Source organism: Duganella sp. Dugasp56, assembly GCF_047304105.1.
Taxonomy (GTDB): domain Bacteria; phylum Pseudomonadota; class Gammaproteobacteria; order Burkholderiales; family Burkholderiaceae_D; genus Rugamonas; species Rugamonas hordei.
In genome coordinates, this window is the sequence record NZ_JBGLYQ010000018.1 from 117,762 (window position 1) to 140,046 (window position 22,285).

17 protein-coding genes and 1 pseudogene are annotated in these 22,285 nt (G+C 64.5%); 8 read left to right on the top strand and 10 right to left on the bottom strand.

Annotated features, from left to right (window positions below; genetic code table 11):
- Positions 1 to 14: 14 nt before the first annotated feature.
- The 3 genes from ACCD07_RS14595 to ACCD07_RS14605 all read right to left on the bottom strand — a co-directional run bounded on the left by ACCD07_RS14595 (position 15) and on the right by ACCD07_RS14605 (position 3,659).
- Entirely contained in the window at positions 15 to 476 is a 462-nt protein-coding gene (locus tag ACCD07_RS14595) for a cache domain-containing protein (protein ID WP_413447752.1), read from the bottom strand.
- Positions 477 to 542: 66 nt separating this feature from the next.
- Positions 543 to 2,603 carry a UvrD-helicase domain-containing protein gene (locus ACCD07_RS14600; RefSeq protein WP_176653391.1) on the bottom strand — a complete coding sequence of 687 codons (2,061 nt, stop codon included), beginning with the start codon at positions 2,601 to 2,603 and terminating at the stop codon, positions 543 to 545.
- Between the two features lie 63 nt (positions 2,604 to 2,666).
- Positions 2,667 to 3,659, bottom strand: a complete 993-nt coding sequence (locus ACCD07_RS14605) for a zinc-binding alcohol dehydrogenase family protein (protein WP_176653390.1) — start codon at positions 3,657 to 3,659, stop codon at positions 2,667 to 2,669.
- 101 nt (positions 3,660 to 3,760) lie between these two features.
- Between ACCD07_RS14605 and ACCD07_RS14610 the strand changes: the two genes are divergently transcribed.
- Together ACCD07_RS14610 and ACCD07_RS14615 are read left to right on the top strand one after the other, a co-directional pair.
- Positions 3,761 to 4,663: a LysR family transcriptional regulator gene (locus tag ACCD07_RS14610; protein ID WP_413447753.1), complete on the top strand. Its 903-nt coding sequence runs from the start codon at positions 3,761 to 3,763 to the stop codon at positions 4,661 to 4,663.
- Between the two features lie 82 nt (positions 4,664 to 4,745).
- Positions 4,746 to 5,228, top strand: a complete 483-nt coding sequence (locus ACCD07_RS14615; RefSeq protein ID WP_176653388.1) for an SRPBCC family protein — start codon at positions 4,746 to 4,748, stop codon at positions 5,226 to 5,228.
- Between the two features lie 12 nt (positions 5,229 to 5,240).
- Here the strand turns inward: ACCD07_RS14615 and ACCD07_RS14620 are convergent, their stop codons facing one another.
- Positions 5,241 to 6,683 (bottom strand): dihydrolipoyl dehydrogenase, encoded by a 1,443-nt coding sequence (locus ACCD07_RS14620; protein WP_413447754.1) that lies wholly within the window; start codon positions 6,681 to 6,683, stop codon positions 5,241 to 5,243.
- A gap of 96 nt (positions 6,684 to 6,779) precedes the next feature.
- On the opposite strand from ACCD07_RS14620, the gene ACCD07_RS14625 reads away from it, so the two are divergent.
- Entirely contained in the window at positions 6,780 to 7,670 is an 891-nt protein-coding gene (locus ACCD07_RS14625; protein WP_413447755.1) for an ArgP/LysG family DNA-binding transcriptional regulator, read from the top strand.
- On the opposite strand, the gene ACCD07_RS14630 is transcribed toward ACCD07_RS14625, so the two are convergent.
- Positions 7,667 to 9,700, bottom strand: a complete 2,034-nt coding sequence (locus tag ACCD07_RS14630; RefSeq protein WP_413447756.1) for a primosomal protein N' — start codon at positions 9,698 to 9,700, stop codon at positions 7,667 to 7,669. The genes ACCD07_RS14625 and ACCD07_RS14630 overlap by 4 nt on opposite strands.
- Between ACCD07_RS14630 and ACCD07_RS14635 the strand changes: the two genes are divergently transcribed.
- The gene (locus ACCD07_RS14635) at positions 9,699 to 9,917 is read left to right on the top strand and encodes a hypothetical protein (protein ID WP_176653384.1); all 219 of its coding nucleotides are present in this window, start codon (positions 9,699 to 9,701) and stop codon (positions 9,915 to 9,917) included. The genes ACCD07_RS14630 and ACCD07_RS14635 overlap by 2 nt on opposite strands.
- A 567-nt stretch (positions 9,918 to 10,484) precedes the next feature.
- Here ACCD07_RS14635 and hemE read toward each other — a convergent pair.
- On the bottom strand, positions 10,485 to 11,567 hold the full coding sequence (hemE, locus tag ACCD07_RS14640) for a uroporphyrinogen decarboxylase (RefSeq protein ID WP_176653383.1): 1,083 nt from the start codon (positions 11,565 to 11,567) through the stop codon (positions 10,485 to 10,487).
- A 113-nt stretch (positions 11,568 to 11,680) separates the two neighbouring features.
- Between hemE and ACCD07_RS14645 the strand changes: the two genes are divergently transcribed.
- From ACCD07_RS14645 to ACCD07_RS14660, 4 genes are all read left to right on the top strand, one after another.
- The gene (locus tag ACCD07_RS14645; RefSeq protein WP_413447757.1) at positions 11,681 to 13,645 is read left to right on the top strand and encodes a prolyl oligopeptidase family serine peptidase; all 1,965 of its coding nucleotides are present in this window, start codon (positions 11,681 to 11,683) and stop codon (positions 13,643 to 13,645) included.
- 6 nt (positions 13,646 to 13,651) lie between these two features.
- Positions 13,652 to 17,815 carry an SNF2-related protein gene (locus tag ACCD07_RS14650; RefSeq protein WP_413447758.1) on the top strand — a complete coding sequence of 1,388 codons (4,164 nt, stop codon included), beginning with the start codon at positions 13,652 to 13,654 and terminating at the stop codon, positions 17,813 to 17,815.
- Between the two features lie 103 nt (positions 17,816 to 17,918).
- Positions 17,919 to 19,862, top strand: a complete 1,944-nt coding sequence (locus ACCD07_RS14655; RefSeq protein ID WP_413447759.1) for a DUF885 domain-containing protein — start codon at positions 17,919 to 17,921, stop codon at positions 19,860 to 19,862.
- 108 nt (positions 19,863 to 19,970) lie between these two features.
- A complete protein-coding gene (locus tag ACCD07_RS14660) occupies positions 19,971 to 20,345 on the top strand; it encodes a hypothetical protein (RefSeq protein WP_413447760.1) in 375 nt (124 codons plus the stop codon).
- Between the two features lie 8 nt (positions 20,346 to 20,353).
- On the opposite strand, the gene tatC is transcribed toward ACCD07_RS14660, so the two are convergent.
- The 4 genes and pseudogenes from tatC to ACCD07_RS14680 form a co-directional block, all read right to left on the bottom strand.
- A complete protein-coding gene (tatC, locus tag ACCD07_RS14665; protein ID WP_413447761.1) occupies positions 20,354 to 21,109 on the bottom strand; it encodes a twin-arginine translocase subunit TatC in 756 nt (251 codons plus the stop codon).
- Positions 21,110 to 21,598: a Sec-independent protein translocase protein TatB gene (tatB, locus tag ACCD07_RS14670; RefSeq protein ID WP_176653377.1), complete on the bottom strand. Its 489-nt coding sequence runs from the start codon at positions 21,596 to 21,598 to the stop codon at positions 21,110 to 21,112.
- A 40-nt stretch (positions 21,599 to 21,638) separates the two neighbouring features.
- A complete protein-coding gene (tatA, locus tag ACCD07_RS14675) occupies positions 21,639 to 21,842 on the bottom strand; it encodes a Sec-independent protein translocase subunit TatA (protein ID WP_176653498.1) in 204 nt (67 codons plus the stop codon).
- 157 nt (positions 21,843 to 21,999) lie between these two features.
- Positions 22,000 to 22,116, bottom strand: a pseudogene (locus tag ACCD07_RS14680) (HIT domain-containing protein); the annotation flags it as partial.
- Positions 22,117 to 22,285 lie beyond the last annotated feature (169 nt).

Sequence of the window (22,285 nt, forward strand, 5' to 3'; positions counted from 1 at the left end):
GCCCTTGCTTCAGCTTACTTCAGGTACACCCCGCCGCAGACCACCATGTCGTCCTCGGGCACGCAATACATGGACTTCGGCTCGATCTTGCCGCTGACCGGGTTGGTGAATTTGTAGTCCTGCCAGAACGGCTGCTTTTTCTTCGCCAGCTCGACCCGCTCCTTGACGAAGGCCTTGCCGTCGACGTCCTTAATTTCCATCAGATTCTTGCCGATCATCTTGGCGTTGGCGCCATGCGCGCGCACCACGCCGTCGAGGCCGTAGACCGTCAGGTACAGGTCGCGGTCGGTGAACGGACCGTCCTTCTTGTCGATTTCGGCATAGGTTTTTTCCTTGCCGTTGGCTTTCAGGAATTTGAGGGCCTTCTGCACCATGGCCTCGGCTTCCGGCTTGGTGGCAAATTCGGCCGCCTGCGCCGACGGCAGCAGCGCGCAGGCCAGCATGAGAGCAGCGAAAAATCGAGTACGCAAGGTCACCTCCGATGGAATCGAGCCGGATCGGCCCGAACCGATGCTAGCACATAGCGGCAGCGCCGCACGCGCTTATGCTTTCGGTGTGGCTAAAAGTTCCTTCATCCGTGCCAGCCGCTCCTTCGGCGAGATCACTTCCGATTCCATCGGCACGGCGGTGCCGACGTCGAGCTCCATCTCCTTGATGAAGCGCGACGGATCGCAATGCACCTGCTCGCCGGCGCGCTTACGCTTCTTGCACCAGGTGATCTGCAGGGTGCGCTGCGCGCGCGTGATGCCGACATACATCAGGCGCCGCTCTTCCTGCACGCGGGCGGCGATGGTTTCGGCCGGCGCGTCGGGATCGCCCTTGTGCGGCAGGATGCCTTCCTCGACGCCGACCAGGAACACGTGCGGATACTCCAGCCCCTTCGACGCGTGCAGGGTCGACATGCGCACCGCGTCCGGATCCTCGTCCTGGCCTTCAAGCATGGACATCAGCGCCACCATCTGGGTCAGCTCCAGCACGTTCTTTTCCTCGCTGTCGCGGTCCTTGCCGCCACGGCCGCGCTCCTTGAGCCAGTTGGTGAACTCCAGCACGTTCTGCCACTTACCCTGGGCGGCGCGCTCGTCGAACATATCGTAGAGGAAAGATTCGTAGTTGATCGCCTCCAGCAGGTCATCCAGCACCTGCGCCGCGTTGTCGCCGCTGCCGCTCGGGCCGGGCCGGCTGGCGCGCGCCTCGAGGTTGTTGATAAAGTTGCAAAACTCGCGCAGCGGCAGCAGCTGGCGGTCGTTCAGCAAGCCTTCGATGCCGCCCTTGAACACCGCCTCGAACAGCGAGCACTGCCATTGACCGGAAAAGGTGCCCAGCGTTTCCAGGGTCGACTGGCCGACGCCGCGGCGCGGCGTGGTCACCGCGCGGATGAAGGCCGGGTCGTCGTCGGTGTTGGCCAGCAGGCGCAGGTAGGAAATGATGTCCTTGATCTCGGCCTTGTCGAAGAAACTCTGGCCGCCGGAGATCGTGTACGGTATCCGTTCCTTGCGCAGCGCCTGCTCGATGATGCGCGCCTGGTGGTTGCCGCGATACAGGATGGCGTAGTCGGACCACTTGTTCTTGCGCTGGAAATGGTCGGCCGAAATCATGATCGCCACCTGCTCGGCTTCCTGATCGTCGTTGGCCATGCCGAGCACGTTGATCGGCTCGCCCAGGCCGTGTTCCGACCACAGCGATTTCTCGAACAGCTTCGGGTTGTTGCCGATCACCGCGTTGGCCGCCTGCAGGATGCGCGTGGTGGAGCGGTAGTTCTGCTCCAGCTTGATTACCTGCAGGTCGGGGAAGTCGGTCTGCAGCGTCTTCAGGTTTTCCACCGAGGCGCCGCGCCAGGCATAGATCGCCTGGTCGTCGTCGCCCACGGCGGTGAACATCGGCTTCTTGCCGATGCCCGTCACCATCAGCTTGACCAGCTCGTACTGGCAGGTGTTGGTGTCCTGGTACTCGTCCATCAGCAGGTAGCGCAAGCGGCGCTGCCACTTGTCGCGGATCGGCTCGTTGTTGCGGAACAGTTCCACCGGCAGCCGGATCAGGTCGTCGAAGTCCACCGCCTGGTAGGCCGACAGCGTGGCCACGTAGCTGGCGTAGATGCGGGCCGACTGCGCCTCGTCCTCGTCCTTGGCCTGCTGCAGCGCGATCATCGGATCGACCAGGCCGTTCTTCCACAGCGAGATGTCGGTCTGGATGCGGCGCACCACCTGCTTGTCGGTGGTGATGGCCAGATCCTGGATCAGCGAGCCGCAATCGTCGCTGTCCATGATGGAAAAGCGGTCCTTGAGGCCGACGCCGTTGGCTTCCTGGCGCAGGATCTTGACGCCCAGCGAATGGAAGGTGGAGACGGTCAGCTGCTTGGCCTGGCGGGGCTGCTTGAGCAGCTTGGCGATCCGCTCCTGCATCTCCAGCGCCGCCTTGTTGGTGAAGGTCAGCGCGGCGATGGTGCGCGGATCGTAGCCGCGGTCCTCGATCAGGTGGGCGATTTTCTGCGTGATCACGCGCGTCTTGCCCGAGCCGGCGCCGGCCAGCACCAGGCAGGGGCCGTCCAGGTAGGTCACCGCTTCGCTCTGCGGTACGTTAAGGCCGAATTGTGGTGCTTTGGACATCGAGGGGCGCTATGGCTGGGAAAATGGCTGAGGAACAATCAGCCATTGTAGCAGCGCCGCCGCTCAGAATCCGGACAGCACGATCTTGCCGATGGTGCGGCGGCCTTCCAGCGCCTCGTGCGCGCGGCGCAGGTTGGCGGCGCTGATCTTGCCGTAGACCTCGCCCAGGGTGGTTTTCAGCTTGCCGGCGTCGATCAGCGCCGCCACTTCGTTGAGCAGCTTGTGCTGTTCGATCACGTCCGGCGTGCCGAACATCGAGCGGGCAAACATCATTTCCCAGACCCAGGTCACGCTCTTGGCGAACAGCTTGTCCATGTCCAGCGGCGCGGTGTTGTGGACGATGCTGACCACCTTGCCCTGCGGCGCGATCACCTGCGCGATGGCGTCGAAGTGCGGATCGGTGTCGCTCAGGCACATCACGTAGTCGACGGCATTGACGTCCAGCGCCAGCAGCTGCGCCGCCATGTCGCCGTTGTGGTCGATCACGTGGTCGGCGCCCAGCTCGCGCACCCACTGGGCCGATTCCGGGCGGGACGCGGTGGCGATCACCTTCAGGCCAGCCAGCTGTTTGGCCAGCTGGATGGCGATCGAGCCGACGCCGCCGGCGCCACCAATAATCAGCACGCTCTTGCCGGCATCGCCGCCGTCGCGGCGGATGGCCAGCCGGTCGAACAGCGCTTCCCAGGCCGTGATCGAGGTCAGCGGCAGGGCGGCGGCGTGGTCGAAGTCCAGGCTGGCCGGCTTGCGGCCGACGATGCGCTCGTCGACCAGGTGGAACTCGCTGTTGGCGCCGGGGCGCACGATGCTGCCGGCGTAATACACGGTGTCGCCGACCTTGAACAAGGTCGCGTCCGGGCCGACGGCGGTGACGGTGCCGGCCGCATCCCAGCCCAGCACGCGCGGGGCGGCGCCGGCCGCTTCGCCGGCGCGCACCTTGGTGTCGATCGGATTGACGGAAATGGCTTCGATCTTGACCAGCAGATCGCGGCCGGTGGCGGCCGGAACGGCGATTTCCACGTCCTGCAGGGCGGTGTTGCTGACGGCGATGGCTTTCATGGCGTTTCCTCTGAATAAGTTTGGATGGACGCAGTATGGATCGCCTGATTTAGTTTGATAATTGGCATAATGATGAAATCATTCTTCACCAAAACAATCAAATGGCCCTGGACCTGACCGACGTGGCACTGTTTGTGCGGGTATGCGTCACCCGCAACCTGTCCGCCGCCGGGCGCGAATTCGGCCTGTCGCCGGCCGCCTCCAGCGCCCGCATGGCGCAGCTGGAAACGCAGCTGGGCGCGCGCCTGCTGCACCGGACCACGCGCCAGATCACCGTCACGCAGGAGGGCGAGGCCTTCCTCGAGCAGGCCCGGGTCCTGCTCGATTCCGCCGAGCAGGCGATGGCGTCGGTCGGCGGCGGCAACGCGCAGGTGCGCGGCCTGCTGCGGGTGGCCTCATCGGTCACCTTCGGCCGCGCCCACATCATGCCGGCGATCGCCGAATTCCTGCGCAGCTATCCCGACGTGCAGCTGGACCTGCGCCTGGCCGACAGCCATCACGACCTGGCGGCCGACGGCATCGACGTCGCGATCCGCATCGGCCCGCTGCGCGACTCGGCCCTGGTGATGCGGCCACTGGCGCGCAGCCGCACGGTGCTGTGCGCGTCGCCGGCCTACTTGAAGCAACACGGCACGCCCCAACATCCATCCGAGCTGACGCGGCATCAGTGCCTGGTGATGCAGGCGATGGATCCATGGCATTTGCGCGACCCGGACGGCAAGGAATTGAACCTGCGCGTCAGCGGCCGCCTGCGCAGCGACAGCGGCCTGGCGGTGCGCGACGCCGCCGTCGACGACCTGGGCATCGCGCTGCTGGCGACCTGGCACGTTAGCGAGCAACTGCGCAGCGGGGAACTGGTACGCATCATGCCCGGCTACCAGTCCGACGAGTCGATGATTTCAGCGGTCTACCTGAACCGGAAGTTCCTGCCGCCCAAGAGCCGGGCCTTCATCGATTTCTTTTCCCGGCGCTTCAGCACCGATCCCGCCTGGGAGCAGTACTGATGCGCCGCATGAAGCACGGGCGGCATTTGCGTTACCATGCGGGATTGGCGCCCGGGGGCGTCGCGCTTTTACGGTTAGTACTATGAAATTCGAACATTTAATTGAAATTAACGATCCACTCAACCCGCTGATCGATGCGCTGAGCATCAAGCAGCTGTGGAGCGGCCTGGTGCTGCGGGCCGAATCGCCGAAGCTGTTTGTGCCGCACCTGGACGAATGCATGATCGACGAGCGCAGCGACAACGGCTTCCGCCGCCGCCTGCGCTACGGCGACCTGGTCATTGAAGACCGCGTGCTGCTGGAACCGATGCGCAAGGTGCGCTACCAGGTCGCGGCGCAGCAGGACATCAGCGAATCGAGCCTGACGATGACGATCGAAACGCCGACCGACGACACGCTGTACGTGCGCTTCCAGTACGAAGACGGCCACGACGCGGCGACTGACGCCGCCAACGCGATGTACGATGAATTCCGCCGTTCGGCCTACCAGGAATCGGACATCGACACCATCCGCGTGCTGCGCGACTTGGCCGCGCAAGGCCGCCTGGACGCCATGCTCAACTGACAGCCTGCGGTTTTACGGTGCGGGAGTGCTATCGACGCATGCGCAGTCATGCGCCGGCGCGTTGGCCAGGTGGTGCGACAGGTCGCGCAGCGCGGTGCGCACGCCTTCTTCCACCACCGGATGGTAGAACGGCATGTCCAGCATGGCGCTGACGGTCAACCCGGCCTGGCAGGCCCAGGACAGCAGATGGCCGATGTGCTCGGCACGCGGCCCCGCCATCTCGGCCCCCAGGAAAACGCCGCTGCCGTACTCGGCGTACACCCGCAGCAGACCCTTGTTTTGCAACATCACACGGCTGCGGCCCTGGTTGTGGAACGACACCTTGCCGACGGCGAAGCGGCCGGCGTGGCTGACGCACAATTCCCCGTAGCTGGCGCCCAGCGTGGCGATCTGCGGCTCGGTGAAGGCGATCGTCAGCGGCGTGCGGCGCAGGCCGGGCTGGACCGCCGGATAGCGGGCCGCGTTGTCGCCGGCGATGCGGCCCTGATCGGCCGCCTCCGGCAATTGCGGACGCTCGTTGTCGGCGTCGCCGGCGATGAAGATGGCGCTCTGCCCACATTGCATGGTGCGCTTGTCGTACAGCGGAATGCCGTGGTGATCGCGCTCCAGGCCGGTGTTTTCCAGGCCCAGCTTGTGCACGTTCGGCCGCCGGCCGATGGCCGACAGCAGGTAGCTGAAGCGTTCGGTGCGCTGCTCGCCGTTGGCGTCCTCGCTGGTGACGGCCAGGCCGTCGCCGTCGCGCTCGACGCGCACCACGCGGGTCTTGAAGCGCACATCCAGCTCGTCCATCATGGCGTGGCGCGCCACCTCCAGCACTTCCGGATCGGTCAGCTGCGCGACGCTGCCGCCGCGTCCGAACACGGTCACGCGCACGCCCAGCCGCGCCAGCGCCTGGCCCAGCTCCAGCCCGATGACGCCGGTGCCGGCCACGGCGATCGATTCCGGCAAGTCGTCCCAATAGAACACATCGTCGCTGGTGATCACGCGTTCGCCGGCGGCGCGCCATTCGTCGGGCACGATGGGCGTCGAACCGCTGGCGATGATGAAACGCTCGGCCTCGACCAGCGTGTGCTCGTCGACCTGCAATTGGGTCGGGCTGAGGAAGCGCGCGTGGCCGTGCAGCTTGTCCTCGGCCGGATAGCCGTCGACGCTCTCGACCACGAAGCCGACAAAGCGGTCGCGCTCGCTGCGCACGCGCGCCATGACGGCCTTGCCATCGATGCGCACTTCGCCCGGATGCACGCCGAACGCCGGCGCCGCCTGCAGCATGTGCGCCGCCTCGGCCGCCGCGATCAGCAGCTTGCTCGGCATGCAGCCGACGCGCGCGCAGGTGGTGCCGTAGACGTTACCTTCGATCAGCAACGTTTTCTTGCCGCCGGTGGTGGCGGCGCGGTAGGCCGTCATGCCGGCCGTGCCGGCACCGATCACGGCGACTTCGGTTCGTAGGGTTTTCATAGGGAATAGTCTACTCCGATTGCGCAATCGAGTTTTACTTGCGGGCAAAACAGTATTAGTATCGCTTATCGTTTTCTATTTTTATAAGTGTTGCTTATGGGATCCTTGGACTATCGCGCGCTGGCCGTGCTGGACGCCGTTGCCAGCCAGGGCAGCTTCGAAAAGGCCGCGCTGGCGCTGGGCATCAGCCAGTCCGCCGTATCGCAGCGCATCAAGGCGCTGGAGGATGCCGCCGGCCGGCTGCTGATCGTACGCGGCCAGCCCGCCGTCCCGACCGGACTGGGGCAAAGGCTGGTGTCGCACCACCGCAACGTCAAGCTGATGGAAGCGGCGCTGGATATCGACCTGGGCAACAAGGTCAGCATGCCGGAGATCGCGCTGGCGGTGGATGCCGCCAGCCTGGCGACCTGGTTCCCGATGAGCTTGCAACCGCTGCTGTCGCCGCCGCGCTGCCAGCTGAACGTGCAGCTGGCCACGCAGGAGATGGCGCTGCACCTGGTGCAGGAAGGCAGCGTGTTCGGCTGCGTGGCCGCCGCCCAGGAGCACGCCAGCCCGCACGCCAACGGCCCGGACATCACGCCGCTGGGCAAGATGCGCTACGTCTGCGTGGCGACGCCGGTGTTTGCCGGCCATTGGTTCGGCGACGGCTTTTCCATCGAGGCGGCGCGGCTGGCGCCGGCCGTGGCCAGCGATACGGACATGATGGCCGGCTTCCTGCAGCAGGTGCTGGACCTGAAGGGCCCGTATCCGCGCCACCTGATGCCGCTGTCGGCGGCCACCAGCGAATGCATCTACGGCAGCCTGGGCTATGGATTGATGCCGCAGATGCAGGTGTCGCGCGCGCTGGCGGAGGACCGGCTGGTCGACCTGGCGCCCGGCCGGCATGTCGACATGGCGCTGAACTGGCACGCCTGGAACCTGGACACGCCGTTCACCCGCGCGCTCAGCGAGCAGGTCGTCGCCACCGCCCAGCGCTTCCTGATTTAAATATCCAGCGGATCGACTTCCAGCGACCACTTCACGCGGCTCTTCATCTCCCGCAGAGTGAGCAGCCACTCCTTCAGGAACGCTTGCAGCATGGGCCGCGACGCCGATTCGACCAGCAATTGCGCGCGGTCGACGTTGTGCACGCGGGTCATGCTCATCGGTATTGGATCGTTGATCGTGATGCCCGGATGCTCGACGCAATCGCGGGCGATGGTCAGGAATTCGATGGCCGTCGCCAGCTCCGGCGCCTCGGCCCGCAGCAGCGCCTGGAACAGATAAGGCGGCAGGGCGGCCTGCTCGCGCTCCTCCAGCAGCGCCGACGCGAAATGGTCGTAGTCGTGATGCACCACCGCGCCGTACAGCGGATGCTGCGGATAGCGGGTCTGGATCAGCACCTCGCTGGCGCTGCCGCCTTCGGTCTGGGCGGCGCGGCCGGCGCGGCCCGCCACCTGCATCAGCTGCGCAAACAGGCGCTCGCTGGCGCGGTAGTCCTGCGAAAACAGTGCGGTGTCCGGATTCAGGATGCCGACCAGCGTCAGTTTTTTGAAGTCATGGCCCTTGGCCACCATCTGCGTGCCGATCAGGATATCGACCTCGCCCCGGTGCACGGTGTCGAAGGCTTCCTGCGCGCTGCCCTTCTTGCGGGTCGAATCGGCGTCGATGCGCAGCACCCGCGCCTCCGGGAACAGCGCCTGCAAGCCTTCCTCCACGCGCTGCGTGCCGCGCCCCAGCGGCTGCAGGTCGACGTTGCCGCAGGTCGGGCAATGGCGCGGGATGCGCAGCTCCAGGCTGCAATGGTGGCAGCGCAGCCGGTGTTCCGGACGGTGCAGCACCATGAACGAGGTGCAGCGCGTGCATTCGCTGATCCAGCCGCAGGATTCGCAGCAGATCACCGGCGCATAGCCGCGCCGGTTAAGGAACAGCAGCGACTGTTCGCCGCGCTCCATGCGCTGCTTGATCGCCGCGATCAGGTGCGACGTCAGCCCGTCCTTGGGCTTGTCGCGCTCCATGTCCAGCAGCTTGACTTGCGGCAGCACCGCGTTCTTGACGGCCCGCTCGCGCAACTCCAGCTTGCGGTAGCGGCCGGACTGGGCGTGGTGCCAGCTCTCCAGCGACGGCGTGGCCGAGCCCAGCACGATCGGTATGCCCAGCTGCCAGGCGCGCCACACGGCCAGGTCGCGCGCCGAATAGCGCAAGCCTTCCTGCTGCTTGTACGAGGGATCGTGCTCTTCGTCGATGACGATCAGCTTCAGCTTGGGCAGCGACGCCAGGATGGCCAGCCGCGTGCCGAGCACGATGCGCGCCTTGCCCTGGTGCGCGGCCAGCCAGTGCAGCATGCGCTCGCCTTCCGACAGGCTGCTGTGCAGCGTCGCCAGCATCACGCCGGGGAAGCGCGCGCGGATATTGCCCTCCAGCTGGGGCGTCAGGTTGATTTCCGGCACCAGTATCAGGATCTGTGCATCCGGTTCGCGCGCCAGCACCTGCGCGCAGGATTGCAGATAGACCTCGGTCTTGCCGCTGCCGGTCACGCCGTACAGTAGCGTCGGCTTGAAGCCTTCGGCCCCGCCGATGGCGTCCGCCGCTTCCTGCTGCGACGGGTTGAGCACCGGCATGTTCAGCGGCGTGCCGTCGTGCGGCACGTCGTGCTTGGCCAGCTTCTTCAACGCGCGGTCCAGCGCCACCGTGGTCAGCACGCGCAGGTTCTTGGGCAAGCCCGGCAGCGCCACCTCGCCCAGCGGACGCTGGTAGTAGTCGGCGGCAAAGCCGGCCAGCGCCAGCCATTCCGGCGACAACGGTCCCAGTTGGCTGCGCACGGCCAATGCGTCTTTCAACTTATCCCCCGGCACATCGGTTTCGGCCACCACGCCGACGATCAGCCCCATCACCTCGCGGCGGCCGAACGGCACCAGCGCCAGCTGGCCGACTTGCGGCTGCTCTGCGGCATCGCAATGCCAGCGGTAGTCGAAAATCGCGTTCAGCGGCGTATCAAGCGCAATCTGAAGGATGCAATGGTGGAAAAGGCCCGACATGGATCCTGTCACAGTAGAAAATTCATGCGGCAATTCGGCGGAAATACCGCCACAACTGGGGCGCTTTGAAGTATCCACAGTTTTTGTGGATAACTTTGTGGACAAAGAAAACTTAATCCCCGGAAAGCACGGAGATCCAACTTGCCGCTGCCGTAAACCGGGTCAAAATTCAAAATTATTTCTCTTTAAAATCAATCACTTGGAAAACGGTTCCTAGGAGACGGAAAAATCGCTTTTTTTTCCCGCGTCTGTGCATAAGTGAAGTATTTAGGATGCTATTTTGTGCCCAAATCAAGCATTTTTTGGTGCTTATCCACCGATGTCGCAGAGCACAATACGCGGTTTCTGATAACAAATTTAATACAGACCTCAGCGGCAAGGTTTATCCCTTCACAACTTCGTTATCAAGGGTAAAACTTTGCCCAAAAATCGTGCAACGCAACATAAAGCTCATGCAAAACAACAACATTATGGCTAAGTCACGGTTTACTAAGTACTTTTATTTTTTATCCACAGTTTTTGTGGATAACTTTGTGGACAATGACGAAATAAACTACTTTCACTCTGACGTCAAGGTTTACGACTTGCTAAATATTGTCGCTATGACCTCATATTTTAACGTTTAGTATCAATCACTTACGAGATTCTCCCGGGCTAGGAAAAATGCGCTGCCTTTTATTTCCGCAGCAAAAAAAATTGTGCATAAGTCGGTATTGTTTCCCTGCGTTCAGCAATGAAAAAGGGCACGTCTCAGCTGAAACGTGCCCCATGTTTGCAAACTACATCAGGCTGCGCGCTGGGCCTTGCTATAGCTGTGAACAGCTTCGACCATGGCCGCGACGTTCTCTGGCGGCGTGAACTGCGAAATGCCGTGGCCCAAATTAAATACGTGTCCGTTGCCGTCGGCGGGCTTGCCGAAGGCGTCCAGCACCTTATGCACTTCGGCGCGGATCTGGTCCGGGCTGGCGAACAGGATGGCGGGGTCCAGGTTGCCCTGCAGGCCGACCTTGTGGCCCACCAGCTTGCGCGCCTGGGTCAGGTTGACGGTCCAATCCAGGCCCACCGCGTCGGCGCCGATGTCGGCGATCTGCTCGATCCACTGGCCGCCGCCCTTGGTGAAGACAATGGCCGGAATCTTGACGCCGTCCTTGTCACGTTTCAGCAGGGAAACTACCTGCTGCATGTATTTGAGCGAGAATTCCTGGTAGGCGCCGTCGGCCAGCGCGCCGCCCCACGAGTCGAACACCATCACCGCCTGGGCGCCAGCGTCGATCTGGGCGTTCAGGTACTCGGCCACGGCCTTGGCATTGATGCTCAGGATGTGGTGCATCAGGTCGGGGCGGTTGTACAGCATCTTCTTGATGGTGTGGAACTCCCGCGAGCCCTGGCCTTCGACCATGTAGCAGGCCAGCGTCCACGGGCTGCCGGAAAAGCCGATCAGCGGCACGCGGCCGTTCAATTCGGTGCGGATCTGGGTGACGGCCTTGAACACGTAGTCCAGCGAGCCCAGTTCCGGCGCGCGCAGGGCCAGCACGTCGGCCTCGGTTTTCAGCGGACGCTCGAATTTCGGGCCTTCGCCTTCGACGAAATACAGGCCCAGGCCCATCGCGTCCGGCACCGTCAGGATGTCCGAGAACAGGATGGCGGCGTCCAGCGGGAAGCGGTCCAGCGGCTGCAGCGTCACCTCGGTGGCGTAGTCGGGATTGGTGGCCAGGCCCATGAAGGAGCCGGCCTTCTGGCGCGTGGCGCGGTATTCCGGCAGATATCGCCCCGCCTGGCGCATCAGCCACACCGGCGTGTGGTCCGTCGGCTGGCGCAACAACGCGCGCAAGAAGGTGTCATTCTGGAGCGGGGCAAATTGTGGCATGGAAGGCAATCAAAATCGGTCAAAGGACTATTATCGCATCCCACGCGGATTTTTTTGCTGGATGATAGTCCGTTCATTCTCTATCATGCGTAGCACCCGACTTTGGAGATGTCATGAGCACCACACCCACCATCACCGCGCCCTACGGCGCCTGGCCATCGACCATCAGCGCCGCGCGCGTGGCCGCCGGGGCGACGCCTTTGTCGTCGCTGATGCTGGGCGGCGCCGATGGCAGCGACATCTTCTGGCTGGCCGGCCGCGCCGCCGAGGCGGGCCGCAACACCTTGCAGCGCCATCACGGCGCCATCATCGACGAACTGACGCCGGCGCCCTTCAATGTGCGCAGCCGCGTACACGAATATGGCGGCGGCGCCTATACGGTGGACGGCGATACCATCTATTTTTCGCATTTTGCCGACAACCGCGTCTACAAACTTGATCTGGTCGACGATGACGCGGCTCCGGTGGCGGTGACCCGGGCCGGCAAGCAGCGGTTTGCCGACTTTGTGGTCGACCGCGCGCACGGGCGCCTGATCGGCGTACGCGAGCTGCATGGGGACGATCCGCACGCCCAGCCGGCCAATACGATCTGCGCCATCGACATCGCCACCGGCGACGAGACCGTGCTGGCGCAGGACGCCGATTTCTACTCCTCGCCGCGCCTGTCGCCGGACGGCCGCTCGCTGGCCTGGCTGAGCTGGGACCACCCGCGCATGCCGTGGCAGGGCACCACGCTGTGGCTGGCCGAGGTGGGGGACGACGGCACGCCGGCCGCGCCGGTGCGCATCGCCGGCGGCGCCGAGGAATCGGTCTGCCAGCCGGAATGGTCGCCGGACAGCCTGCTGCACTTCGTCTCCGACCGCAGCGGGTGGTGGAACCTGTACCGTCTGTGCCGCGACCGCCAGCGCACCGAGGGCCTGTGCCCGATGGAGGCGGAATTCGCCTCGCCGCACTGGACCTTCGGCAATTCGATGTACGGCTTCCGCTCGGCCTCGGAAATCATCTGCACCTATATAGTCAAGGGCGTGAGCCGGCTGGCGCGCCTGCTGCCGGGCAGCGGCAAGCTGGAGGCGATCGCCAATCCATACGAGGAAATCCGCGAGCTGCGCGTCGGCCCCGGCTACATCGCGATGCTGGCCGGCGGCCCGACCATCCCGCTGGAGCTGGCGCGCATCGACTTCACCGAGGAGGGCGTGGAAATCCTGGCGCAATCGATCGAAGACCTGCCGGATGAGGCTAATCTCTCCATCCCGACCAGCATCAGCTACGCCAGCGCCAACGGCCGCACCTCGCACGCCTTCTTCTACCCGCCGCGCAACCGCGACGTGGCGGCGCCCGAGGGAAGCAAGCCGCCGGTGATCGTCATCAGCCACGGCGGCCCGACCGGCATGACCGTCAACACGCTGAACCTGAAGACCCAGTACTGGACCAGCCGCGGCTTCGGCGTGCTCGATGTGAACTATGGCGGCAGCACCGGCTTCGGCCGCGCCTACCGCGACCTGCTCAAGGGACAATGGGGCGTCGTCGACGTCGAGGATTGCGTGGCCGGCGCGCAGGCGCTGGTCGAGCGCGGCCTGGCCGACGGCGAACGCCTGATCATCCGCGGCGGCAGCGCCGGCGGCTTGACGACCTTGTGCGCGCTGACCTTCCACAACGTCTTCAAGGTCGGCGCCAGCTACTACGGCGTGTCGGACCTGAAGGGCCTGGACCAGGACTCGCACAAATTCGAATCGCACTACAACGAATACCTGATCGCACCGCAACCGCAGGCCGAGGCGCTGTACCAGGCCCGCTCGCCGATCAACCACACCGACAAGCTGGCACGCCCGATGATCTTCTTCCAGGGCCTGGACGACAAGGTCGTGCCGCCGCAGCAGTCCGAGATGATGGTCGACGCGCTCAAGCAGCGTGGCGTGCCGGTGGCCTACGTGCCGCTGGAAGGCGAAGGCCACGGCTTCCGCAAGGGAGAGAACATCATCCGCACGCTGGAGGCGGAGCTGTACTTTTACCAACGGATGTTTGGCCTGCACGACGCCGCGGCCACGCCGCCGGTGCACATCGATAACCTGAAAGACTGACCCCGCATGGCCGACGCTAAGCTGCTCGCCGAATTTGACGCGCTTGAATTCAACGAAAAAATGATACTCGCGCTGCTCGCCCTGATCGGCGAGCCGGTGGGCCGCACCGCCATCCTCGATCACTTGAACATGGCGCGCATCGAGGACAAGGACGGCAACAGCTACAGCGTCGGCACGCTGGACGAGTCGATGCGCAAGCTGGAGCGGCTGGCCTTCATCAGCGTGGTCACCGGTCGCGGCTTCGTCTGCAACCCCAAGCTGCGCTGGCCGGCGATGCGCGCCTCCATCGGCACCCACGCGCTGGACGACTTGTGCAACGCCTACGACGAACTGGTGCCGATGCGCCAGACCTGGAACAGCGTCGAACCGCGCAGCTACCGCGCCGGCATGGCGCGCCTGCGCATGGGCCTCCTGCGCGGCCAAACGCCGCAGCAGATCCAGCCGATACTGGCGTTCTGCCTCGGCAGCTATGAGGCGGCGCAGCTGCATCCCATCGTCGACATCTTCGGCCGCCCGTTCGAACCGGGCATGCTGGCGCGCGTGCATCCGCTACTGCAGGACGACGTGCTGGCCGTGCTGCTGCAAAACGCCCGCCACGAATTCCTGACCGTGCCGGTGATACGTGAATTCTGCGAACAGCACATGCAGCGTCGCCTGGCGATGAAGGACGATATCAACCCCGAACTGCGCATGGCGCTGGCCGAAGACGCCATCCTATGCGGCCGCCTGGACGACGCCAAGCGCTACCTGGAACGCACCGGCGGTCCGCAGAGCCAGTACCTGGCCAGCATCGTCGTGCTGCTGCGCGGCGCCACCGGCGCTGCCATCGTCGGCTTCGACGCGGCGCTGAAGACGCTGCGCCGCGAAACCGGCAAGCGCAAGCTGCTGTTCGCCGGCATGGGCAGTCATTTGTACCTGTTGTCGCTGATGCGCAGCGGCGATCCCAAACATTTGAAGGCGGCCGAGGCGTATCTGGAAATCGCCGTGCGCATGCCGCAGAACCACGATACCGCCGTCTACCAGCAGATCGACATGCTGCGCCAGATCCGCGCCGGCACCATGCAGACCGACGCCGTGGCTGCGCTGGCGTGGGAAACCAGCCTGCAGACGCAGATGTTCCAATGCCTGCTGTACTTCTGGCTGTCGCTGCCGCAGCTGTCCGAGCGCAAGGCGCAGTTGCAGGAGCTGGCGCAGAACGCCGAACGCGCCGGATACCTGTTCATCGCCGGGCAAGCGGCCACGCTGCTGGGCCACCTGGGCGACGTCGAGCAGCAGCGCCACGCCAACGCGCTGCGCTCGCGCCTGGGCTATCCGGACATGAGCGTCTGGTTCGAACGGCAGGAAGCATGGCAGCGGCAGCTGTCGGCGCTGATCAACCTGCAGCAGCCGGCCGCGCCGGACGCCGTCGGCAGCACGCGGCTGGTGTGGATGCTGAACTACGATAACCGTCACGGCCTGACCGATGTGGCACCGGTCGAGCAAAAGCGCGATGCGCGCGGCCTGTGGAGCAAGGGCCGCGCCGTCGGCCTGAAGCGGCTGCGCTTCGAGTCCGAGCAGTTCGACTTCCTCACGCCGCAGGATGTGCGCGCGTCCGAGGCGATCTCGGTGGCGCACCGCAGCTACCAGTCCAGCGGCCTCGCCTACGAGATCGACCCGCAGCGCGCCGCGGCGGCGCTGATCGGCCATCCGCTGCTGTTCTGGGCCGACGCGCCCGATACGCGCGTCGAGATGCTGGCCGGCGAGCCGGAACTGCTGATCAAGAAAAGCCCCGGCAACCTGGAACTGCGCCTGCAACCGCCGATCCCTGACGACAGCTCGTCGGTCATCGTCACCAAGGAGACGCCGACCCGCCTGCGCGTGGTCACCATCCTCGACGAGCACCGCCGCATCGCCGCCATCGTCGGCGACGCGCTGCACGTGCCGGCGCATGCGGAGCAGCAGGTGCTGCACGCGATCAGCTCCATCTCGTCGCTGGTGACGGTGCAATCGGAAATCGGCGGCGCCGCGCCGGACATGGAACAGGTGGAGGCCGACACCCGTCTGCACCTGCACCTGCTGCCCTACCAGCACGGCCTGAAGATGCAGGTGCTGGTGCGGCCGCTGGCCAACGGCGCCTACTACGCGCCGGGCGCCGGCGCGGACAGCGTGATCGCCGACGTCGGAGGCAAGTCGGTGCAGGCGCGCCGCAAGCTGATCGACGAACGCGACGCCGAGCGCGAACTGATCGCCAAATGCCCGGTGCTGGAATCGGCCGAGCAGGAACACGGCGAATGGCTGCTGGGCCAGCCGGCGCTGTGCCTGCAACTGCTGGTGGAGCTGCAGGAGCTGCCGCCGGACGGCATCGTGCTGGCCTGGCCGGAAGGCGAGAGCTTCCGCGTCACCGCCAAGGTCGAGACCAAGCAGCTGCGCCTGGCCATCAAGAGCAACAAGGACTGGTTCGCGGCCAGCGGCGAACTGCAGATCGACGAAGACAAGGTCATGGACCTGAAGACGCTGCTGGAGCTGATGCAGAAGAGCCAGAGCCGCTTCGTGGAGCTGGGCGAGAACCGCTACCTGGCATTGACCGAGGAACTGCACCGCCGCCTGCGCGAGGTGTCGGCCTACGGCGAGATCACCGCCGACGGCGTGCGCCTGCATCCGCTGGCGTCGTTCGCGCTGGAGGAGCTGGCCGACGACATCGGCGGCCTCAAGTCGGACAAGCTGTGGAAGGAGCATCTGGAGCGCATGGCGGCGCAGGCGGCCTTCGTGCCGCAGCTGCCGAGCACCCTGCAGGCGGAACTGCGCGACTACCAGCTGGAGGGCTTCAACTGGCTGTCGCGTCTCGCCAACTGGGGCGTGGGCGCCTGCCTGGCCGACGATATGGGCCTGGGCAAGACGCTGCAGGCGCTGGCGCTGATCCTGTCGCGCGCGCCGCAAGGCCCGACGCTGGTGGTGGCGCCGACCTCCGTCTGCATGAACTGGATCAGCGAGGCGGCCCGCTTCGCGCCGACGCTCAACGTCAAGCTGTTCGGCGCCGGCGATCGCGCGGAGACCATGTCCACGCTGCAGCCCTACGACCTGGTGGTGACCAGCTACGGCCTGCTGCAGCTGGAGGCCGCGCTGTTTGCGGGCGTGCAGTGGAACACCATCGTGCTCGACGAAGCGCAGGCGATCAAGAACGGCGCCACCAAGCGCTCGCAGGCTGTGATGGCGCTGAAGGGCGCGTTCCGCATGGTGGCCACCGGTACGCCGCTGGAGAACCACCTGGGCGAGTTGTGGAACCTGTTCCGCTTCATCAATCCGGGCCTGTTGGGCAGCATCGAATCGTTCAACCTGCGCTTCGCGGCGCCGATAGAAAAGCCGCAGGACCATCGCGCCGAGGTGGGCGCGCGCAACCGCCTGCGGCGCCTGATCCAGCCGTTCATGCTGCGCCGGACCAAGGCGCAGGTGCTGACCGAGCTGCCGTCGCGCACCGAGATCACGATGGAAGTCGACCTGTCGGCGGAAGAGACGGCGCTGTACGAATCGCTGCGCCGCGCGGCGCTGGAAACGCTGGCCGCCGTCGAAGGCCCTGCCGAGAAAAAATCGATCCAGATCCTGGCCGAGATCATGAAGCTGCGCCGCGCCTGCTGCAACCCGAACCTGGTGGCGCCGGAGCTGGGCCTCGGCAGCAGCAAGCTGGCAGCGTTCGCGCACCTGCTGGAAGGGCTGCTGGAGAACAAGCACAAGGTGCTGGTGTTCAGCCAGTTCGTCGATCACCTGAGTTTGATCCGCGCGCACCTGGACGCCAACAACATCAGCTACCAGTACCTCGACGGCTCGACGCCGATGGCGGACCGCAAGAAGCGCGTCGACCTGTTCCAGGCCGGCGAGGGCGACGTGTTCCTCATCAGCCTGAAGGCGGGCGGCGTCGGCATCAATCTGACCGCGGCCGACTACGTGATCCACATGGACCCGTGGTGGAATCCGGCGGTGGAAGATCAGGCCTCGGACCGCGCACACCGCATGGGCCAGCTGCGGCCGGTGACCATCTACCGCCTGGTGGCGCGCCATACCATCGAGGAAGGCATCGTCGACCTGCACCAGCACAAGCGCGACCTGGCCGACAGCCTGCTCGAAGGCAGCGACGTCAGCGGCCGCATGTCGGCCGGCGAGATGTTGAATATGCTGCAAGAAGGCATGCGGAAGTAAAGGCCGAGTTACAAACCGAACGCGCTCAAGCGAGCCGATTAGTGATAATCTCCTTCGCTTCGGTCCGGCGCGCCCGGCCACCATATTCACAAGGTAGTTGAAGATGATTAAGACAAAAATTGCACTGGCTGTATTGATGACGACGCTCGCCGTCGCACCGGCCGGCGCCACGACGCACAAGAAAGAACACAAGGCCTCCACCAGCCACACCTCGGCCAAGAGCAAGTCCGGCGGCAAGGCCAATGCCCACACCTCCCACGGCAAGGCCGCCAAGAGCAGCAAAGGCTCGGGCAAACATGGCAAGGCCAAGGCCGTCGCCGGCGCCGCCGTGGTCGCAGCGGCGGCCAGGCCGGCACTGAAGCCGGTGACGCCGGAACGCCGCCAGGACCGCTCGTTCGACTCCCTCAGCAACCAGTTCCTGAACGCGCTGTGGCGCATCGATTCGGAAAGCGCGATCTACGCCGGCAAGTACGACACCGCCGCCATGCTGACGGTGCCCGACCGCGCCGAGCAAGCGAAGGAACTGGCCTTCATCGACGAGTGGAAGCAGAAATTCGGCGGCATCAACGCCAGCCAGCTGTCGGCGCGCCAGCGCACCGACCTGGCGCTGCTGATCAATAAGCTCGACAGCGACCGCTTCCGCCTGACCACGCTCAAGGAGTTCGAATGGAATCCGGCCAGCTACAACGTGGCCGGCCCGATCGACCTGATCCTCAACACCGAATACGCGGCGCAACCGCAGCGCCTGCGCACGCTGCTCAAGCGCATCGCCAGCATTCCGGCCTACTACGATGCGGCGCGCGCCAACATCGTCAATCCGACGCGCGAGCACACGCGCCTGGCGATCTCGCAGGCGCCCGGCGTGCAGACGCTGCTGACCGAAGCCGACAAGGCCGCCCAGGCATCGATCCTGACGCCGGTGGAAAAGCAGCTGTTCACGCAGCGCGTCAATGCGGCGCTGACGGCGGTCGACAGCTACGTCGCCTTCCTGACCGAGATGGACCGGCAGATGGACAGCAAGGGCCGTCGCACTTTCCGTTTGGGTAAAGAGTTGTACGAGCAGAAGTTTGCCTACGATATCCAGTCGGGCAGCACGGCCGAGCAGACCTATCAAAAGGCACTGGCGACGCGCGAGGAACTGCTGACCAATATGGCGCGCATCTCGGACGAGCTGTGGGACAAGACCATGGGCGGCGCGGCCAAGCCGGCCGACCGCTTTGCCAAGATCGGCATGGTGATCGACAAGCTGTCTTCCCGTCACGTGGCGCGCGAGGATTTCTTCAAGGAGATCCGCCGCCAGGTGCCGGTGCTGCAGGACTGGGTGATCAGCCACGACCTGCTGACGCTGGATCCGAAGAAGCAGCTGGAAGTGCGCGCGACGCCGGCATACCAGGCCGGCGTGGCCGGCGCCAGCATCGACGCGCCGGGGCCGTATCGCCCGCAGGACCGCACCTACTACAACGTGACGCCGCTCGATGGCGCAACGGCGGAGGCGGCCGAGAGCAGCCTGCGCGAGTACAACTACTGGATACTGCAGATCCTGAATATCCACGAGGCGATTCCCGGCCACTATGCGCAGCTGGTGTATGCGAACCGCTCGCCGTCCATCGTCAAATCCATCTTCGGCAACGGCGCGATGGTGGAGGGTTGGGCGGTGTACGGCGAGCGCATGATGCTGGAATCCGGCTATGGCAATAACGAGCCGGAAATGTGGCTGATGTATTCGAAGTGGAACCTGCGCAGCGTGACCAACACCATCCTCGATTACAGCGTGCACGTGCTGGGCATGACGGAGGAGCAGGCCATGGATCTGCTGACGCGCCAGGCCTTCCAGACGCGCAGCGAGGCGGTGGAGAAATGGCATCGGGTGCAGGTGTCGTCGGTGCAGCTGACCAGCTATTTCAGCGGCTACAGCGAGATCATGGAATTGCGCGAGCAGCGCAAGCAGCAGTTGGGCGCCAAGTTCAACCTGAAGGAATTCCACGAGCAATTCCTCAGCTACGGCAGCGCGCCGGTGCGGGTGATCAAGGGCTTGATGACGCAGTAGAGTGTGTCCGTTTGAGTGGGCGCAAACAGCTCATCCGTTGATTCGCTATGGTAGTACGCCGACTCGCATTCAGGCCGGTTTCTGCTACCATTTAATCAGGGAGTGACCATGAATATGCCCATCAAATTCAACACGCTTGAGTACGCAAGAAAGTTGGCGGAGGCCGGTATCCCGCCGGATCAGGCGGAGGCGCAAGCAAACGCCTTGAGCGACGCACTGGCTGAGGCCACAGTCGGGCCAAGCGAGCTGGTCCTTCTCCGGACCGACATGATCGCCCGGATCGAAATGTTGCGGACAGATATATACGCGAAGCTCGAAGCGCTGGAGCAGCGTTTCAATACCAAGCTCGAAGCGCTGGAACAACGCTTGATTGCGCGCTTCAACGCGAAATTCGTTACGCTCTACTGGATGGTAGGAATTTCGCTAGCGCTGCATGCCGTGACGCTTGGCGTGCTTCTTAAAATATCCAGCCGCTTACCGTAGCGCCGTGTTCAGGCCTTCTCTTCCGGCGCCGTCGACATGCGGACGAACATCGGCGCCACCAGCAGGCCCAGCTCGAACAGCAGGCACATCGGAATCGCCAGCGAGAACATGCTGACCGCATCGGGCGGCGTAACGATCGCTGCCACCACGAAGGCGCCCACGATGGCGTAAGGACGAATCTCCTTCAACTTGGCCACGCTCACCAGGCCCATGCGCACCAAAATCACCACCACCACCGGCACCTCGAACGTCGCGCCAAAAGCCAGGCACATCGACATGACGAAATCCAGGTAGTTCTCGATATCCGGCGTCACCGCGATCGACTGCGGCGAAAACTCGGCGATGAACTGGAACACGCGGCCGAACACCAGGAAGTAGCAGAACGCCACGCCGCTCATGAACAGCACCGACGACGAAATCACCAGCGGCGCGATCAGGCGCTTCTCGTGCGCATACAGGCCCGGCGCCACGAAGGCCCACAGCTGGTACAGCACCCACGGCAGGGACAGGATGATGGAAATGACCAGGGTCACCTTCATCGGCACCAGGAACGGCGAGATCACGCCGGTGGCGATCATCTTCGAGCCGACCGGCAGCGAGGCGATCATCGGCCGCGCGATGAAATCGTAGATTTGCGACGGCCCCGGCCAGATCATCAGCGCGATGCAGACGATGGCGATGCCGATGGACGCCTTGACCAAACGGTCGCGCAGTTCGATCAGGTGAGAGATAAAGGTCTCTTCGCCCTGTGCAGGTTTAGTCATTTAGTAGAACGAAGAGTTGGAGTTGCTGCCGGGGCGGAAGCGGGCCACGCGCGCCGCGCCCGAGGTCACGTGCATCTTGCCGCCGTGGCGCTGCTTGTACCAGCCGGGAACGGCCGAGTTGCGCACCAGCTTCTTGCGGCGGAACTCGCGCGCCTTGCGCGACAGGTCGTCGGTGGTGGCGCTGCTGAACGAGGGCGTGGTGGGCGTATCGTGCCACGCGTTTTCCACTTCGGAAACGTGCTGGGAGATGGAATTCTCCACGTCCGACTTGACGCTCTCGGCCGCGGCCTGCACTTCTTTCTGGAGGTTTTTCAACTCTTCCAGCTCGATTTCGCGCGAGACTTCGGATTTGACTTCGTTCAGGTAGCGCTGGGCGCGGCCGTACAGCGTCCCGGCCATGCGCGCCACCTTGGGCAGCTTTTCAGGACCGATGACGACCAGCGCAACCACGCCGATCACAGCAAGTTTGGTAAGACCGAGATCGATCATAAGGTAGTTTCAGCCACAAGGGAGCCGCGCTCCCCGGGGCTTATTTCTTCTCTTTAGCGTCGACGTCGATGGTGCCCGGTGCGGCCGGGGCGGCTGGCTTGTCTTCCTCGCCCTTGACGCCATCCTTGAAGCCTTTGACGGCCTTGCCGATGTCCGAACCCATATTGCCCAGTTTCTTGGTGCCGAACACCAGCATCACGATCACCAGGACGATCAACCAATGCCAAATACTGAATGAACCCATCATATTCCCCTTGCAAGGCGCAAGCGCCCAAATTATCTATTGATACGAGAACTGCCTGCGACAGTATAAGCGAACCGCAGCCCGTCATGTGGATGTCATGCGGCTATCGATATAACGCTGGCAACTTAAGGCAACTTAGAGCAACTTAGAGAGCAACTTAACGTTGTCCGCGCCAGGGGTGAGGGCCGCCGATCACATGTAGATGTAGATGGTACACCTCTTGTCCGCCGTTGGGCCCACTGTTAATCAGCGTCTTGTAGCCGCCGGTCGGCGTGGGGGGGGGGGGGGCGGCGCGCCCGGCCCCCCCCCCCACCCCCCCCCCCCCCCCCCCCCCCCCCCCCAAACCCCCCCCCCCCCCCCCCCCCCCCCCCCCCCCCCCCCCCCCCCCCCCCCCCCCCCCCCCCGCCCCCCCAAACCCCCCGCACCCCACCCCGGATTTAAAG